Origin of the sequence: Microterricola gilva (assembly GCF_004217495.1) — a bacterium.
Lineage (GTDB): Bacteria > Actinomycetota > Actinomycetes > Actinomycetales > Microbacteriaceae > Microterricola > Microterricola gilva.
Genome location: NZ_SHLC01000001.1, coordinates 405575 through 423153 on the forward strand (window position 1 = coordinate 405575; position 17579 = coordinate 423153).

A 17579-nucleotide genomic window follows, 5' to 3' on the forward strand; every position below is an offset into this window, starting at 1 on the left:
GCCGATGGGCACATCCGTTCGCCGTATGAAGAGTCAAATGATGCAGCGGGGCCAGGCCCGGCGCACATCGAGAGAATGCGTTCTACGACGCAAGGAGCGCAACAACGCACTCGCAAGTTCCCTCAGTCTAGCACGAGGCGGCTTTGCGCTCGTTTGGGCTGTGGATTGCGGACTGTGACGCGGGCGTTCGCGGCGGGCGGATGCCGTCACTAACGTCACAGCAGCGGCGCGCATCGCGCGCCCCATACTCGAGGAGTTGCCATGAGCGTCGATGCCGCTGTTCTGACCGAGCCTGTTCCGTCCGCCGTCCCGTCGATCACGCCAGAGGCGCGCCAGGAGCGCCTCACCGCCGTCGCCACCAACTGGGTCGGCACGCTGAAGGAGCAGCCGGCGAAGGCGCAGCTCGTCTTCAGTGCACAGGGCGAGGGCGTTGGCTCGGTCGGCACGACCATCCGCACCGGCAAGCACAGCTTCCAGATCGACGAGCCGGCCGGGCTCGGCGGCGACAACGCGGCGCCCAACCCCGTCGAGGTGGCGCTCGCCGCGATCATCTCCTGCCAGGTCGTGACGTACCGCGTCTGGGCACTGAACCTCGGCATCGTGCTCGACACGATCGAGGCCAGCGCGGAGGGCGACCTCGACGTGCACGGCTTCTTCGGCCTCGACGAGTCCGTGCGTCCTGGCTTCACCGCCGTGCGGGTGACCGTCAACGTGAGCGGACCGGAGACGGAGGCGCGCTACCGCGAGCTGCACGCCGCCGTCGACGCGCACTGCCCCGTGCTCGACCTGTTCGCCAACCCGACCCCGGTGCAGACGACCCTCATCGTCGACTAGCCCCCCCCCGGCCCGCGGCCGCGAGATGCCACAGATGGCCCCATCACGCTCGATGAAGGGGCCATCTGTGGCGTTTCGGCAGGGCAGCGGGCGGGCGGGTACCGACATGGCGCGAAAATCGCGCATTCAGCTTCGGCACGCTCACGGGGCGTAGACTTTCGGGCCGGAGAAAGTGGGGTCGTGTGCCGTCATCGGAACTCGAACGGGAACGCGCTGTCATCGCGTCGTTTTACCGTCGTCTTGACCAGTTGCGCGCCGAAGTCGAGGCGCGCCTCGGCGCCGTGCAGCGCGGCAATGTCGGCAGCAACCACCAGGCGCGCAGCGAACGCGACTCCTTCGCCCGCCTGCACGAAGACAACCTCGCCCAGCTGAACGAGGTCGACGCCCGTATCGCCTTCGGGCGCTTGCAGGTGGCCGCCGACGAGCCCGGCCGCGACTCAGACGAGATCCATTACATCGGACGGATCGGCCTGCGCGACACCGACCAGTCCACGATGCTGCTTGACTGGCGTGCCCCACAGGCCGGTGCCTTCTACCAGGCGACCGCCGCGCACCCCCTCGGCGTGCGGGCCAGGCGCCACCTCACGATGCGCGAGCGCGAGCTCACCCGCATCGACGACGAGGTGCTCGACGCCACGCTGCTCGACGAGCTGCGCGGTGCGCCGTCGGGCGCGGCCGACATCGCCGCACACGGCAGCGCAGCGGCATCCGGAACCCTGCAGGGCGAGGGTGCGCTCCTCGCCGCCCTCACCGCAGAGCGCACCGGCCACATGCACGACATCGTCGCCACCATCCAGGGCGAGCAGGACCGCATCATCCGCTCCGAAATGCGCGGCGCCCTGGTGGTGCAGGGCGGGCCGGGCACGGGCAAGACGGCCGTCGCGCTGCACCGCGCGGCCTTCCTGATCTACGCCAACCGCGAGCGCCTCAAATCGGCCGGTGTGCTCGTCGTCGGCCCGAGCGCCGCCTTCGTGCGCTACATCGAGGCCGTGCTGCCATCGCTCGGCGAGACGGGCGTCGTCATGCGCACGCTCGGCTCGCTCTTCCCCGGCGTCGAGGCCGACGCCGACGACCGGGCAGAGGTCGCCGCGCTCAAGGGCCGGCTCGAGATGAGCGGTCTGCTCGCCCGGGCCGTGCGCTCGCGCCAGCGCGTTCCCGCCGAGGCGCAGCAGATCACGCTGAACGGCGACACGCTCACCGTGCAGCCGGCGCTGATCGAGAACGCGATCCACCGCGCCCAGCGCACGGGCAAGCCGCACAACGTCGCCCGCGTCACCTTTGTCAAGCACGCCATCGCCGAGCTGGCCAACCAGTTGGCGACCCAACTGGCCGCGGCGGGGGCGACGATCGACGACTCCGATGTCGCCGCACTCCGCGAGGACCTCCGCGAGAGCTACGAGGTGCGGGTGCTGCTCAACACGGCCTGGCTGCCGCTCACTCCGGAGAAGCTGCTCGGCGACCTCTACGCGCGGCCGGAGTGGCTGGCCGAGCTGACCCCGCGCTGGACTCCAGAGCGGCGCGCGCTCCTCGCCCGCGAGCGCAGCGCGCCGATGACCGTGAGCGACGTCGCGCTGCTGGATGAGGCAGCCGAGCTGCTCGGTGACATGCCGGCCCGCCGCAGCGCCGCCGACCGCGAGCGTGAGCGTCAGCGCGAGGCCGACATCGAGAACGCCCGCGCAGCCATTCGCAACATGGGCGTCGAGGGCATGGTCAGCGCCGAGGCGCTCGCCGACGGTTTCGCCGAACGCGGCGAGCGGATGACCGTCGCGGAGCGGGCGGCATCCGATCGCAGCTGGACATACGGTCACGTCGTCGTCGACGAGGCGCAGGAGCTCTCGCCGATGCAGTGGCGCCTGCTCGTGCGCAAGTCGCCGATGCGCTCGTTCACGATCGTCGGCGACATCGCCCAGGTGAGCTCGCCGGCAGGCGCCCGCAGCTGGACCGAGGCGCTGAACGCCGGATTCGGCGACCGCTGGCGGCTCGAGGAGCTGAGCGTGAACTACCGCACGCCGGCTCAGATCGCCAGGGCGGCCGAGTCGTTCGCCGGACATGCCAAGCTGCCCATCACGCCGGCACGTGCCGTGCGTGAGGGCGACTGGCCGATCCACACCGTGCTCGCAGCCAGTGACCTCGCGGACGCCGTGCTCGACACCGTGCAGCTGCTGCTGGCGGATGCCGGCAACCTCGCCGTGATCGTGCCGGCGGAGTCCGTCGACGACATCGCCGACACCCTGCGCGCGGCGCTGGACGGTGAGGCCGGCAGCGTGGCTGCCACCGGTGGGGCAGGCCGAGGCGCGCCGGGCGGCGTCTCCACGCGCGGCATCGTCGGCAGGGGAGCGGCCGGCCTGGAACTGCCGCTCGCTGTGCTCACAGCCCGCGAGGCGAAGGGGCTGGAGTTCGACGCCGTGCTCATCGTCGACCCGCGTGGAATCGTCGCAGAGACGCCGCGCGGTGCAGCCGCGCTCTACGTTGCCGCGACACGGCCGACGCAACGGTTGGCGATGGTGTACCCGCGCGGCGAGAGCGCGCTCACGGGCTTCGCGGAGACGCCGACACTTTTTTGACGCCACGCCGAGAATCTCTCGCAGAATCTCGCCGTTGCGGCGACGGTCTATGCCACTATGGCTTCACACGTTCGTCGCGAGATGTGCGTCGAGGGGCTCAGGTGACCATTCGGGTTGGTTTCCTGAGCCCCCACCCCTTTCTCCGGGCGCGTGCGCCGATGGGACGACGGTGGCGTCACCTGCCGCCGTGATGCGCAACAATCGAGCCATGGCGATTCGGTACTGGCTCGGGGTTGTGCAGCGCGATCACGTGCTGCGCGGCGTCGAGCTCGGGATCGCACAGCTCAACCACGGCTCGAAGCAGGCCGTCTCGCAGCTGCGTGAGGCCGACGGGCTGATCTACTACTCACCACGGGTGAGCTGGCCGGACGGGGCGCCACTGCGGGAGTTCACCGCGATCGGGCGGGTGGCAGACGACACCGTGTTCCAGGACGGCGATGGCGCGGTCATGACCAACGCGTTCGGCGAGCCGTACCGGCCGTGGCGGAGGCGCGTCGACTACGACCGGTTCGCGGTGCCGACATCCGTTCGTCCGCTCATTCCGGTGCTCGACTTCACCTCGGCGTCGCCGAATTGGGGGTTCCAACTGCGCCGCGGCCTCATCGAGTTGAGCAGGAACGACTTCGAGACCATCAAGGCCCAAATGCGGGCCGTACTGTAGCGGGCGGTGCTGTAGCCGCGCCGTCGTCGCTCCACGTCGGCGCGAGCTGACGGAGCCTCGCCGCCCGCCACTGCCAGAACAGCCAGACCGGGTACCAGGATGCCGCGGCGAGCGGTCCACCGAAGCGCAGCCGGTCTCGGTAGAGGGTGCCGCCGGAGCCGGCCGGGTCAGGCGAGACGGCCATCCGGTGATCCCAGGAACGGATGATCGCGCCGGGGCCGGTGCGCATGCCGCCGGTGTCGCGCAGCATGCGAACGCCATCCGGCAGGCCGCCGGGGTAGCTCACGTCGACCGCGCTCGTTCCGACGGCGATCGTGCGGAGCGCGAGTGTCGTCATCAGGTGCTCACCCTCCGGCCACTGGGCGGGGAAACCCGTGGGCTCCAGCGAGGCGAAGTCCAGCCACGGTGAGACGACCTCGCGCAGGGCACCAGGGCTGCGCAGCGCGTGCCACGCGGCATCCGGGTCACAGTCCAAGACGACTTTGAGCATCACGATCATGCGGCGAGGCTACGTGGCGCATGGCGGGATGGCCAGGCGTCGGCCCGCGCTCTCGGCCAACGTGCCGCTGGCCCACAGACGACAGACAGCTTGCTCCCACCCGCGCGTTCTAGGCTGGCGGCATGTCTGACTCGCTCTGGTGGCTGCCGTCGCTGCTGATTTTCGCCATCGCAGCGGTCATCGCCATCGTCGGCATCGCGGCGCTGCGCCGCAGTTCGGAGCGTCGTGAGGCCGTCACCGACTCGAGCCTCGTCGAGCTGCAACGCCGCGCGGGCGGGCTGCTCGTGCGCACCGACAACCGGGTGCAGGAGAGCGAGGACGAGCTCGGCTTCGCCATGGCTCAGTTCGGCGACGCCGCGGTCGTCGACTACCGGCGCGCGATCGAGACGGCCAGGCGCCGGCTGCGCGAGGCCTTCCTGCTGCAGCAGCGCCTCGATGACGCCGAGCCGGACACCATCGACGAACGCCGACGGTGGAACACCCAGATCATCGAACTCTGCAATTCGGCGGATGCCGCACTCGCCGGTGAGGACGCCCGCTTCCGGGAACTGCGCAGTACAGAGCGCAACGCGCCGCAGCAGTTCCTCGTCGTGCAGGCCCAGCTGGCCGAGGCCGAGGCACGCGCCGACGAGATCCGCGCGGTGCGCGTCGCCCTCGCCGCGCGCTTCTCGCCGACGGCCCTCACCGTGCTCGAACGGCACCTCGACGACGCCAGCGAGCTGCTGGTGTCGGCATCCGGTCTGCTCCAGACGGCCGCCATGCGCATGCAGGGGTCCGGAATCGACCCCGTCACCGATGCGCTGCGCTCCGCCCACGACGATGTGACGCGCTCGGGCGCCGCGCTCGCGGCAGCCGAGGCCGCAGCGGCGCACATCGCAGCCGCGGAGGTGGCGGCAACGGGCCTCGCCGCCCAGCTGCGCGACGGCATCGAGGAGGCGCGCAAGGTTCGCGACGACCACGTCGACCCCGCGGCGGCGGCGACGCTGAACCTCGGCATCGATCAGGCCGCGATGGCCATGGCCGAGCACGCCCGCTCCGCGCGCTTCGGCAGCGTCATGGCCGACCCGCTCTCCGACCTCGACGCACTGCGCAGCGCGATCGACCGGCTCGACATCGCGACCTCGGCCGCCCGCGGTCAGCAGGATCGCCTCGAGCACGCCAAGCTCGCACTCGGCGGCGCGCTCGTCGCCGCGCGCAGCCACATCGCCGTCGCCCGCGACTGCATCGTCGAGCGGCGCGGCATCGTCGGGGCGCCTGCGCGCACCCGGCTGGCCGAGGCCGAGCGGCAGCTCATGCTCGCCGAGACGGAATCCGACCCCGTCAGCGCACTCGACATCGCCCGCCGTGCCGTGCGCCACGCGGATGACGCCGAGGCTCTCGCCCGCTACGACGCCGAGGTCCGCGGCAACTAGCGCCGCCGCGCCGCACGCCAGTGCTGGCTCACGCCCGCGCTCGGGAGGAGTTAAGCCGCTCGGGAGGCCAGTTGTGCCGATTCCGTCCTCCCGCGCGGCCTTTCTCCTCCCGTTGCCGTGCCACGATGGACGGGTGACTTCCGCCCCGCGCCCAGACCCAGCTGCCCAGTCCAAGTACCAGGTGCGCTTCGACTGGGGCGTGGCGGGTGCCGAGCGGATCGCGGACGGCGCCGACGTCGTGGTGTTCGTCGACGTGCTCGGGAGTCGGTTCCGCGCGCTGAGCGAGGCGACGAGCACCGCCGCCGACACGAGAGCCGACCCGGTCGCCGAGCTGCTCGCCCTGCTGCCGACGGAGGCCGCCGTGCTGAGCGCCGGCTTCACGACGGCCGCCGCCGCAGCCCGCTGGATCACCGAGCGCCAGCACGCGCTCGGGCGGCGCGCGATGATCGCGATCGTCGCGGCAGGCGGCGCCGAGGCGCCAGGCATCCGATTCGCCGTGGAGAACCAGCTGGCAGCCGGAGCGATCATCGATGCGCTCGCGACGCTCGGCATCGACTACTGCTCGCCGGAGGCCGCCGCGAGCTGCGCGGCATTCACCGGGCTGCGCGGCGCCGTCGCCCACCTGCTCACGGCCAGCGCATCGGCGCAGCAGCTCGTCGCGGCCGGCGTCGACGCGGCGACGATCCGTGCAGCCGGGGCGCTGGACACCGGCGAGACGCCCGGAATCCTACGCGCCTGAATCGGTTCCGCAGAGGGCTAGCGGAAATGCGGGGAGTTCCCGTATATTTCATTTCGAGTTAGTAATATGTCACCGATCACACATCGACGGCACCCCGTTGATGCACCGACCAATTCGACGAGGAATCGATCGCCGTGGCCGGTGGCCATGATCGGGCAGGGCGTGGGCCCCAGACGGGCGCAGCACCCACTTTCATCCCTTGCACCACCCGAGTGATATCAACGAGGAGTCACATATGACCAGATACAGCCTGAAGCTGCAGTCGATCGGGGTGCTCGCCGCCGCGGTGCTGCTCGGCACCGCGGCCTGCTCGGCCACCCCGGCCACGACAGAGGAGAGCGGCGGGGCAGCGAAGACCGGCGGAACGCTCAAGGTGCTCGGCACCGGAGACATTGACCACCTCGACCCGGCGCTGACGGCCTTCGTGCCCGTCACCGCGCTGATGCGCGCGGTGAGCAGGCAGCTCATCAGCTACAAGACGATCGACGACGAGACCGAGCGGCTGGCCCCGCAGGGCGACCTCGCCACCGAGGTGCCGGAGCCGACGAACGACGGACTAACCTACACCTTCACCATCCGCGACGGCGCCCAGTGGGATGCGCCGGACGGCGCGCGACCGATCGTCGCGGCCGACTTCATCCGTGGCTTCCAGCGGCTCTGCAGCCCCTCGCAGTCCAGCCCGATGCTCGGCTACTTCTACGACCTCATCGAGGGCATGGACACCTTCTGTGAAGGCTTCTCCGGCGTCGCGCCAGAGGCCGCCCCGATGAAGGAGTACATCGAGGCCAACACGATCTCCGGCCTGGTCGCCGTCGACGAGCAGACGTTGGAGATCAACCTCAACAAGGCGGCGGGTGACTTCGTCTACATGCTCTCGCTCAGCCCGGCCTCCCCTGCGCCGGTCGAGGTACTCGAGTACGTTCCGGATTCCGGTGAGTACCGTGCCAACTTCATCGCCAGCGGCCCGTACACCGTCGAGTCTTACACCCCGGACAAGTCGCTTGTGCTCGTGCGGAACCCGGCATGGAAGAAGGAGAGCGACCCGCTCCGCGCTGCAAACGTCGACGGCATCGAGCTGACGGTCGGTCTCACCGGAGACGCCATCATGCAGCAGCTCCAGGCGGGAACGGGCGACATGCTCTTCGACACCGCGCCGGCGCCGGCCGTCGTGCAGCAGCTGAAGGCGGCAGGCGACCCGAAGCTCAGCTTCGTCGCCAGCGGTGGCGTCCAGCCCAACATCTGGATCAACACGGTCAGTGAGAACAACGGCGGCGCCCTGAAGGACCTCACCGTGCGCCAGGCGCTGCAGTACGCGGTCGACAAGGCCGCCGTCGTGCAGACGCTCGGCGGCCCGGACATCGCCGTGGTGCAGAACGGCATCTTCGGACCCGGCGTGCTCGGCTTCCACGAGTTCGCCCCGTACCCGAGTGACGGCGGCAAGGGCGACCCCGAGAAGGCCAAGGAACTGCTCGCCGAGGCCGGCTACCCCGACGGCCTCACGCTCAAGATGCCGTTCCGCAGCCGCGCGGGTGACTCCGAGATCGCACAGACCATCCAGGCCAGCCTGGAGAAGGCCGGCTTCACGATCGAACTCGTTCCCGTGAACCCGACCGACTACTACTCGAAGTTCCTCATCGACCGGGATGCGACAGCGGCCGGCGTGTGGGACATCGCCCCGACCGGGTGGACGCCGGACTGGCAGGGTGGGGCGGCGCGCTCTGTCTTCCAGCCGCAGTACACCTTCACCGGTGCGCCGCAGACGTACAACTACGTCGACTACAACAACGACGAAGCGAACGCCATCGCGGCGGAGGCCATCAAGGCCACCGACCCCGATGAGGTCGCCGAGCTGTGGGCGCAGGTCGACGAGCTCGTGCTCGCGGACTCCCCGACGATCCCGATCGCGTCGTCGAAGGCGATCCTCTACCACTCGGAGCGAGTCCAGGACTTCACGCCGTACGCACTCAGCGTGCAGGGTGACTGGGCAAACGTCTGGCTCTCCGAGTAACAGCAGGGCCACAGGGGTGGCGGACCGCTTCTGCGGTGCGCCACCCCGTGCCGCGCCGATGAGGCGCGGCGAGCAGACACGCGTTCACTGACGACAGAGGAGACACCATGGCCGTTCTCGAGGCCCGCAACCTCAATGTGAGGATCCCGACGGAGGACGGGGTGATCCACGCCGTGCGAGATGTGTCGTTCTCGGTCGAGGCCGGTGAGTTCTTCGGCATCGTCGGGGAGTCCGGATCGGGCAAGAGCGTCATGGTGCAGGCCATCATGGGGCTGATCCCGCAGGCGGAGGTCACCGGGGAGGTGTTCTTCGACGGCCGGGACCTACTGACGATGTCGGAGGCCGAGCTGCGCGCCATCAGGGGTGCCTCGATCAGCATGGTGTTCCAAGACCCGCTCAGCAGCCTGCATCCGCAGTTCACGATCGGCTGGCAGATCATCGAGCAGATCCGCACGCACCGCTCCGTGAGCAAGGCCGAGGCCAAGACCATGGCCATCGAGATGCTCGGCAAGGTCGGCATCCCGAATCCCGCCGAGCGCTTCGACTCCTACCCGCACCAGTTCTCCGGCGGCATGCGCCAGCGCGTGATGATCGCGATGGCGCTCAGCCTGAACCCGCGCCTCGTGATCGCCGACGAGCCGACCACCGCGCTCGACTCGACCGTGCAGGCGCAGATCCTCGAGCTGCTCGACGTGATGCGCAAGGAGTTCGACGCGACGATCGTCATGATCACCCACGACCTCAACGTGCTCGGCCGCGTCGCGGACACCCTGATGGTGATGTACGCGGGGCACCGCCTCGAGCTCGGTGCGGCCGAGCAGGTGTTCGGCCTGCCCGTTCACCCGTACACGGCTGGACTGCTGCGATCCTCTCCGAGCAACTACGAGCCAGGCACCGCGCTCGTCCCGATCCCCGGACGCCCACCGAGCCTGCTGAACGCCGTCACCGGATGCGTGTTCGCCGCGCGGTGTCCAGAGGTGATGGAGCGCTGCCACAGCGAGCGGCCGCCGCTGCGCCGCTACGAGAACGGCAGCGAGGCGCAGTGCTGGCTGGAGGAGCCGCCGGCCGAGGCTGCCGCGGCTGCGCCGCAGGCTGCACGCGGTGAGCGGTCGCTCACGATCGCCGGCCAGAGCCCCGTCACTGCGATCGCCACCGCCGTCGTGCCTCCGCTCGTCCGCCTCGACGCCGTCGAGCTCTCGTTCCGCAACAAGCGCAGGCGCGAGGACGTGCCGGTGCTCCGCGGAATCGACTTGACCGTTGAACGGGGAGAGACCCTGGGCCTGGTCGGTGAGAGCGGATGCGGCAAATCGACGCTGGCGCGGGTGATCGCCGGGCTCATCCCGGCCGGCTCCGGCGAGGTCGAGGTGGCCGGCCACAGGCTCTCGGCGATGAACAGGGACGAGTGGCGCGGGCTGCGGCGCGATGTGCAGCTGATCTTCCAGGACCCATACGGCGCGCTCAACCCGCGCAGGCGGGTCGGATCGATCATCGGTGACCCTTTCCGGCTGCACAAGGTCTGTTCGGGGGAGGAGCGCAAGCGCCGGGTGCAGGAGCTGATGGAACTCGTCGGCCTGAACCCGGAGCACTACAACCGCTTCCCCGCCCAGTTCTCCGGCGGCCAGCGGCAACGCATCGGCATCGCGCGAGCCGTCGCACTGCGACCGGCGCTCATCATCTGTGACGAGCCGGTGTCGGCGCTTGACGTGTCGATCCAGGCCCAGGTGCTCAACCTGATGAGCAGCCTGCAACGCGAGTTCAACCTCAGCTATCTCTTCATCTCCCACGACCTCTCCGTCGTCAGGCACGTCTGCGACCGCATCGCCGTGATGGATGCCGGCCGCATCATCGAACTCGCCCCGACCGAGGATCTCTACCGCAACCCGCAGCAGCAGTTCACCAAGACGCTGCTCGCCGCATCCGCGCCGCTCGCCAGGCCGGAGCGGGGCGCGACGCCCAGGCTCATCGACTCGCGGGCGACCGCACAGCTCCAGGAAGAAGGCGCAGCATGAACGTGCCCAACTCGCGGCCGGCCAGGGCGAGCGGAGCCGCGACGACCGCGGTCGCCGTCGCCCGTGGCGGCGCGCAGACCGTCGGCCCCGATGCCGTCGTGCAGCGGGGGTCGGCCTCGCTCACCGTGCGACGCCTGGTCAGGGACCCGGCGAGCATGGTGGCCGTCGCGGGGATCCTCCTGATCGTTGTGCTGGCCATCGCGGCGCCGCTGATCGCCCAGCTCACCGGGCACGGCCCGAACGAGCAGTTCCGTGATATCGGCCTCACCCCGGAGGGGCTGCCCGTCCCACCGGGGGAGACCTTCCTCTTCGGAACGGATCAGCTCGGCCGCGACGTGCTCGTCCGCCTCGCATACGGGGCACGGGTCTCGCTCGTCGTCGGCGTCGTCGCCTCGCTCGCCGCCGCCATGATCGGCGTGCTCGTCGGCATCACAGCCGGCTTCTTCGGCGGCAAGGTCGACACCGTGCTCAGCCGGGTCATGGACCTCGTGATGAGCATCCCGTTCCTGCTCGCCGCGATCGCCCTCGTCTCGGTCGTCGGGCCGAGCCTCGCGCTCAGCACCGGCGTCATTGTGTTCTTCACCTGGACGCCGCTCGCACGCGTCATCCGCGGGCAGACGCTGGCGCTCCGCCAGCGCGAGTTCGTCGAGGCGGCGCGCTCGCTCGGCGCCGGACAGTTCTCGATCATCGTGCGCGACATCCTGCCGAACCTCATGGTTCCGATCCTGATCTACACGACGCTCATGGTGCCGGGCGCGATCGTCTTCGAGGCGACGCTGTCGTTCCTCGGGATGGGGGTCGTCCCGCCGACGGCCAGCTGGGGCGGGATGCTCGCCGAGGCGGCGAACAACTCGATCTACCTCGTCGCGCCGTGGCTCGTGCTGATTCCGGGAACGGCGTTGCTCATCGCCACGCTGGCGTTCAACACCCTGGGTGACGGTCTGCGCGACGCCCTCGACCCCCGCGCGAGCAGGAAGGCCTGACCCATGCTCTGGAGATATCTGCTCAAACGGGTCGGCTTCGCCCTGCTCGTGCTGTTCGTGCTCAGCCTCTTCGTCTTCGCCCTGTTCTACATCGCGCCGGGCGACCCGGCACGCGCGATCGCCGGCGACAAGGCGACAACCGAGGTGCTCGCCCAGATCCGGGAGAACCTCGGACTGAACGAACCGATCTACGTGCAGTACGGCGTGTTCATGTCGAATCTGCTGCAGGGCGACCTCGGCTACTCGTACCGCAGTCAGCTGCCGGTGTCCGAGATCATCGCCGACCGCATCCCGGTGACGGTGTCCCTCGTGTTCGGCGCCGTCGTGCTCTGGCTCGCGATCGGACTCCCGATCGGCATCACCTCTGCCCGCCACCCCGGCAGCTTCCGCGACCGGGCCGGCCAGGCCTTCGCCGTCGTCGGCATCAGCTTCCCCACCTTCGTGCTCGGCATGATGGCGCTGTACCTGCTCTACTTCATACCGACACGCGCCGGCCTCATCCTGTTCCCGCCGAGCGGCTACGTGCCGCTGACGGAGAGCGCGGGCCAGTGGGCGTGGCACCTGCTGCTGCCATGGCTCACCCTCGCGCTCGTGTCGGCGGCGATCTACGCCAGGCTCTCCAGGGCGCAGATGCTCGAGGTGCTCGGCGAGGACTACATCCGCACGGCCAGGGCCAAAGGCCTCACCGAGCGCCGCGTCGTCTACCGGCATGCGCTGCGCAGCGCGATGCCGCCGCTGGTCACGCAGCTGGGCACGGACATCGGACTCATGCTCGGCGGCGTGATCGTGATCGAGACCGTCTTCGGCCTCCCGGGCCTCGGCCGGCTCGCTGTCACGTCCGTGGCGAACCAGGACCGCCCTGTGATCATCGGCGTCGTGCTCGTCGGCGGCCTGTTCATCGTCGTCATCAACATCATTGTCGACACCCTCTATGCACTCATGGACTCCCGAATCCGCACGGCTTCGTGAGCGGGATGACGGACCAGGGAAGGACACCGCGATGACCATCGAGTACACGATCCCGGGCATGCACGTGCGGGAGCACCGCATCGATGTCCCGCTCGACTGGGCGAACCCGGATGCCGGGTCGATCCAGCTGTTCGCCCGCGAGGTGGTCGATCCGGCCCGCCGCGCGGAGGAGCTGCCGCTGCTCGTCTACCTGCAGGGAGGGCCAGGCGGCAAGTCGCCGCGGCCCGTGTCGCGGGACGGCTGGCTCGGCGCGGCGCTGAAGCGCTTCCGGGTGATCCTGTTCGACCAGCGCGGCACGGGCAGGAGCTCCCGCGTGACCGCCGCGACGGTCCGCTCGCTCGCCGAGCGGGACGCGGCCGCCCACCTCATGCACTTCCGCGCCGACTCGATCGTGCGCGACCTCGAGCACATGCGACGCACCGTGTTCGGCGGTGTGCGGTGGCGGACGCTCGGCCAGAGCTACGGCGGGTTCATCACACTCAGCTACCTGTCGACGGCGCCGGAGGGCCTGGCCGCCTGCTACGTCGCAGGCGGCCTGGCCGGACTGGACGCCACCGCGGAGGAGACGTACAGGCGAACCTACCCGCGTGTCGCCGCCAAGACCCGGCGCTTCTATGAGCGCTACGAGCACGACCGCGACAGGATCGCCGCCGTCGCCGACCACCTCGAGGCAACCGACACCCGCCTGCCGGACGGCGACCGGCTCACCGTGCGCCGCTTGCAGACCCTCGGCATCGACCTCGGCATGGGGCCGGGCGCCGAACGGCTGCACTGGCTGTTCGAGGAGGCCTTCGACGGCGAGAGCCCAGACGGCACCGGCCTGAGCGACACCTTCCTCGCCCAGGTCATGACACGAACGAGCTACGACGACAACCCGCTCTTCGCCGTCATGCAGGAGAGCATCTACGGTCAGGATGCCGCCGCCACCGCCTGGGCGGCGGAGCGCGAGCGCGCGCGGCATCCGCAGTTCGACCCGGCCGAACGCCCGCTCGCCTTCACCGGCGAGATGATGTACCCGTGGATGTTCGACGAGATCCGCTCGCTGCGGCCGTTCAGAGCCGCCGTCGACGGGCTCGCCGCGTGGCAGGAGCACACCCCGCTCTATGACGCGGAGCGGCTCGCCGCGAACGAGGTCCCGCTCGTTGCCGCGGTCTACGACGACGACATGTACATCGATTCCGGGCTCTCCAGGTGCACGGCGGCCCGACTGGGCAACGCCACGGCCTGGATCACCAACGAATTCGAGCACGACGGGCTGCACGGCCCCGTCGTGGCCGAGCGACTTTTCACACTCTTGGACGACCGCGGAGGAGCACGATGACAACGATCACGACCAGCGAACGGGGCCGCCTGCCGGTCCTGACGAAGAACGCGGGGTTCCAACGCCGCATGGCAGAGGACTGGGGCGTTCCCGACCGGGCACCGCGCCTCGCCGCCGGGCTCTCCGCCTCGACGGCCGGGCACAGGGACCGGCTGAGCGCCGAGTGGCCTGGCGCGACGCTCGTCGTCTCCGCCGGCGGTGCGATGCTGCGCAACGACGACGAGTTCTTCCCGTTTCGGGCTGACAGCGACTTCCTCTGGCTGACCGGATGCCCGTCCCCCGACGCGGTCCTGGTCATGTACCCGGGCGGTGCAGGGCACGACAGCGTGCTCTACCTCAGCGAGCCGATCGTCGCCGGCGACCCGGACTACGTCTCGGGGCGGGAGCGCAGCGAACTCTGGATGGGCGGTGCCCCGACGCTGCGGGAATGGTCGGAGGCGCTGGCCGTCGAGGTGCGCGGGCTCGGCAGCCTCGCGGGAGACCTCGGTGTCGCGCGGACCTCTGCGCTCTACTCGGCCGGTCGGCCGACCGCGGCATCCGGCCTGCCTGTCGAACTGCACGCCCGCGGCGCGGCAGAGCTCGGCCGGAGCATCTCGGAGCTGCGCGTCGTGAAGGACGACTGGGAGATCCAACAGCTGCGCGAGGCCGTTGACGCGACGGTCGAGGGCTTCGAGGCGGTCGCCTCCGAGCTGCGCCGGGCGAGCGAGGACGGCGGCGAACGCTGGCTGCAGGGAACCTTCGATCGGATCGCGCGCACGCGAGGCAACACGACCGGGTACCGCACCATCGTCGCGGCCGGTGAGCACGCACCCGTGTTGCACTGGACCCGCAACGATGGGCCCATCCGGGACGGCGACCTGCTGCTGCTCGACGCCGGCGTCGAGACGCGCACCTTCTACACCTCCGACGTCACGAGGACCTTCCCGATCAACGGCGGCTTCACGGCAGCGCAGCGGCAGGTGCACGACCTCGTGCAGGCCGCTCACGAGGCCGGCATGGACGCGGTGCGCCCAGGAAACACCTTCACCGGCTTCCACCACGCCGCCATGGCCGTGATCGCGCAGGGCCTGCACGACTGGGACCTGCTCGGCGTGTCCGTCGACGAGGCGCTGAGCGAGCAGGGCCAGCACCACAGGCGCTACCTCATCTGCGGAATCGGGCACCACCTCGGCCTCGACGTCCACGACTGCAGCAAGGCCAGGCACGAGCACTACAACGGCGCGGAACTCGCTCCCGGCATGGCGCTCACGGTCGAGCCCGGCCTGTACTTCCACGCCCACGACCAGAGCGTTCCACCTGAGCTGCGCGGCATCGGCGTGCGCATCGAAGACGACCTCGTCGTCACGGCGACAGGGGCAGACAACCTCAGCGCGGCGCTCCCGCGCGACGCGACCGGACTCGAAAACTGGGTGCGGGGGCTCCAGTGACACCGAACCGCGCACGCCGTGCCCTACGATTCAAGGGGAACAGGCGCATGCCGTGCGTCACGGGCGAGCCCGGTGTTCGAGCTGCTGCAGGGAGAGGCCGTCGTGGCTGAGAGTATGACGTTTGTCGGAGTCGAACGCCTCGAGCGCGGGGTGAGCCTGCGCGAGATGGTCGAACGCGCGCTCGCCGCGGCCATCATCTCGGGTGAGATGCCGCCGGGCAAACTCGTGTCGGCCCCCGGCCTCGCCGCCCAGTTCAACGTGTCGGCGACACCCGTGCGCGAGGCCATGCTGAATCTCGAGAAGCGCGGCTTCGTCGAAGCCGTGCGCAACAAGGGGTTCAGGGTCACGGATGTCAGCGAGGACGACCTCCGCCAGATCGTCGGTGTCCGTCGTCTGCTGGAGCCTGAGGCCATGCAGCAGCTCGCGGGCTCGCTGCCGGAGACGGCGCTCCCCGAGCTGCGTCAGATGGCGGAGACCATCGTCGCCGGCGCCCAGTCCGGCGACCTCCGCAGCTACCTGGAAGCCGATCAGCGCTTCCACCTGCGGCTCACGGCGCTGCTCGGCAACCCGCTCCTCGTCGAGGTCGTCGCCGACCTGCGCTCACGCACCCGACTCGTCGGCCTCGTCTCCCTCGTGAAGTCCGCCCAGCTGGAGCGCTCGGCCGCCGAGCACATCGAGCTGCTCGAGGCACTGGCATCCGGTGACGGCGACGGCGCACGCGCCCTGATGGACCGCCACATCGGCCACACCCTCGGCTGGTGGGCCGGCCTGCCAGAAGATGACGCAGAGTCGGCACACTGAGCCGAATGGAGCACGTGCCGGCGCTCACAGCTGCGTCGGCGAGCCCCGAGCACGCCGCCGCACGGCCCCAGAGAGTGGAGCGCTGACCGCGGAGGAAATCGGGGCTCGCAACTTTTAGCAATGTGTGACATATTACTAATGTCGCCACGCCAAAGGAGGAGTCGAGATGGTCACGGATGTACTCATCGTGGGTGCCGGAATCATCGGCGCCGCGTGCGCGCGCACCCTCGCTGAAGCCGGCATGACGGTGACCGTCCTCGATCGTGGCGCAGCGGCATCCGGCACCAGCGCCAAGGGCGAGGGCAACCTCCTCGTCTCCGACAAGGGTCCGGGCGCCGAGCTGCGGCTCGCGCAGTACGCGGCTTCGCTCTGGCCCGCCGTGACCGCCCAGTTGGCCGAGCAGCTCGGCCCACGCTTCCCCGGGGTCGAGTACGAGCGCAAGGGCGGCATCGTGGTTGCGACGACCGAGGCGGGAGCGGCCCCACTGCTGGCGTTCGCGGGCAGCCAGCGTGCAGCGGGCGTCGACGCCCGCGAGCTCGACGTCGCCGGCGCCATCGCGCTCGAACCGGAGCTGAACCCCCGCATCACGGCCGCCGTGCACTACCCGGAGGACGCCCAGGTGCAGCCGGTGATCATGACGGAGGCACTGCTGGCCTCCGCCCGCAGGAGCGGCGCCGTCGTGCACACGGGTGTCGAGGTGATCGGCGCGCTCCGCGACGGGGCCGGCCGCATCAGCGGTGTGCGCACGAGCGCTGGCGACATCCCGGCCGGCGCGGTGCTCATCGCGGCCGGCCCATGGTCAGGGGAGGTCGCGGCGGCCTTCGGCACGAGCCTCCCCGTTCGCCCGCGACGCGGGGTCGTTCTCGTCACGAGCCGGATGCCGCACCGCATCTTCCACAAGGTCTACGACGGCGACTACTTCGGGGCGACGCAGTCGAGCGACGCGGCGCTGCAGACCTCGAGCGTCGTCGAGTCGACGGCGGCCGGAACCGTGCTGATCGGGTCGAGCCGGGAGCAGATCGGCTTCGACGACCGCCTCCGTGTGCCCGTGCTGCACGAGCTCGCGGTCAAGGCGCTGCGGATCTTCCCCTTCCTCGCCGGCGCGAGCATCATGCGCAGCTACGGCGGATTCCGGCCGTACACGCCAGACCACCTGCCCGTGATCGGAGCGGATCACCGCGTCGACGGGCTCTGGCACGCGAGCGGGCACGAGGGGGCGGGCATCGGGCTCTCCCTCGCGACGGCCGAGATCATCGCGGCCGACATGCTCCAGCGCACCCCGCCGATCGACCCGTCCCCCTTCCGCCTCGATCGCGCCAGCCTGGCCGCTCACCTCGCGGAGGTGGCCTGAG

At 70.1% G+C, this 17579-nt stretch carries 14 protein-coding genes; 13 read left to right on the forward strand and 1 reads right to left on the reverse strand.

Translation table 11 applies throughout. The features are described 5' to 3' along the window. Window positions 1–261 precede the first annotated feature (261 nt). From EV379_RS01775 to EV379_RS01785, 3 genes are all read left to right on the forward strand, one after another. Window positions 262–834 carry an OsmC family protein gene (locus EV379_RS01775; RefSeq protein ID WP_130504644.1) on the forward strand — a complete coding sequence of 191 codons (573 nt, stop codon included), beginning with the start codon at window positions 262–264 and terminating at the stop codon, window positions 832–834. Between the two features lie 182 nt (window positions 835–1016). After that, window positions 1017–3398, forward strand: a complete 2382-nt coding sequence (locus tag EV379_RS01780) for a HelD family protein (protein WP_130504645.1) — start codon at window positions 1017–1019, stop codon at window positions 3396–3398. A gap of 208 nt (window positions 3399–3606) precedes the next feature. After that, a complete protein-coding gene (locus EV379_RS01785; RefSeq protein ID WP_242616187.1) occupies window positions 3607–4059 on the forward strand; it encodes an EVE domain-containing protein in 453 nt (150 codons plus the stop codon). On the opposite strand, the gene EV379_RS01790 is transcribed toward EV379_RS01785, so the two are convergent. After that, window positions 4031–4558 (reverse strand): SRPBCC family protein, encoded by a 528-nt coding sequence (locus EV379_RS01790; protein WP_130504646.1) that lies wholly within the window; start codon window positions 4556–4558, stop codon window positions 4031–4033. The two genes, EV379_RS01785 and EV379_RS01790, sit on opposite strands and share 29 nt — an antisense overlap. 122 nt (window positions 4559–4680) lie before the next feature. Between EV379_RS01790 and EV379_RS01795 the strand changes: the two genes are divergently transcribed. The 10 genes from EV379_RS01795 (at window position 4681) to EV379_RS01840 (ending at window position 17578) form a co-directional block, all read left to right on the forward strand. Beyond that, window positions 4681–5970 (forward strand): hypothetical protein, encoded by a 1290-nt coding sequence (locus EV379_RS01795; RefSeq protein ID WP_130504647.1) that lies wholly within the window; start codon window positions 4681–4683, stop codon window positions 5968–5970. 133 nt (window positions 5971–6103) lie between these two features. Then, a complete protein-coding gene (locus tag EV379_RS01800) occupies window positions 6104–6709 on the forward strand; it encodes a hypothetical protein (RefSeq protein WP_130504648.1) in 606 nt (201 codons plus the stop codon). Window positions 6710–6944: 235 nt separating this feature from the next. Next, window positions 6945–8717 carry an ABC transporter substrate-binding protein gene (locus EV379_RS01805; RefSeq protein ID WP_130504649.1) on the forward strand — a complete coding sequence of 591 codons (1773 nt, stop codon included), beginning with the start codon at window positions 6945–6947 and terminating at the stop codon, window positions 8715–8717. Between the two features lie 107 nt (window positions 8718–8824). Further along, the gene (locus EV379_RS01810) at window positions 8825–10726 is read left to right on the forward strand and encodes a dipeptide ABC transporter ATP-binding protein (protein WP_130504650.1); all 1902 of its coding nucleotides are present in this window, start codon (window positions 8825–8827) and stop codon (window positions 10724–10726) included. Then, the gene (locus EV379_RS01815) at window positions 10723–11709 is read left to right on the forward strand and encodes an ABC transporter permease (protein WP_130504651.1); all 987 of its coding nucleotides are present in this window, start codon (window positions 10723–10725) and stop codon (window positions 11707–11709) included. Before EV379_RS01810 ends, EV379_RS01815 begins: the two co-directional genes overlap by 4 nt. 3 nt (window positions 11710–11712) lie before the next feature. Then, a complete protein-coding gene (locus EV379_RS01820; protein ID WP_130504652.1) occupies window positions 11713–12678 on the forward strand; it encodes an ABC transporter permease in 966 nt (321 codons plus the stop codon). Window positions 12679–12709: 31 nt separating this feature from the next. Continuing rightward, a complete protein-coding gene (locus tag EV379_RS01825; protein WP_130504653.1) occupies window positions 12710–13999 on the forward strand; it encodes an alpha/beta fold hydrolase in 1290 nt (429 codons plus the stop codon). Further along, complete coding sequence (locus EV379_RS01830; RefSeq protein WP_130504654.1) at window positions 13996–15426, forward strand: aminopeptidase P family protein; 1431 nt, start codon at window positions 13996–13998, stop codon at window positions 15424–15426. Before EV379_RS01825 ends, EV379_RS01830 begins: the two co-directional genes overlap by 4 nt. A 114-nt stretch (window positions 15427–15540) precedes the next feature. Further along, a complete protein-coding gene (locus tag EV379_RS01835) occupies window positions 15541–16227 on the forward strand; it encodes a GntR family transcriptional regulator (protein ID WP_130504655.1) in 687 nt (228 codons plus the stop codon). 166 nt (window positions 16228–16393) lie between these two features. Beyond that, entirely contained in the window at window positions 16394–17578 is a 1185-nt protein-coding gene (locus EV379_RS01840; protein WP_130504656.1) for an NAD(P)/FAD-dependent oxidoreductase, read from the forward strand. Window position 17579: the final 1 nt, after the last annotated feature.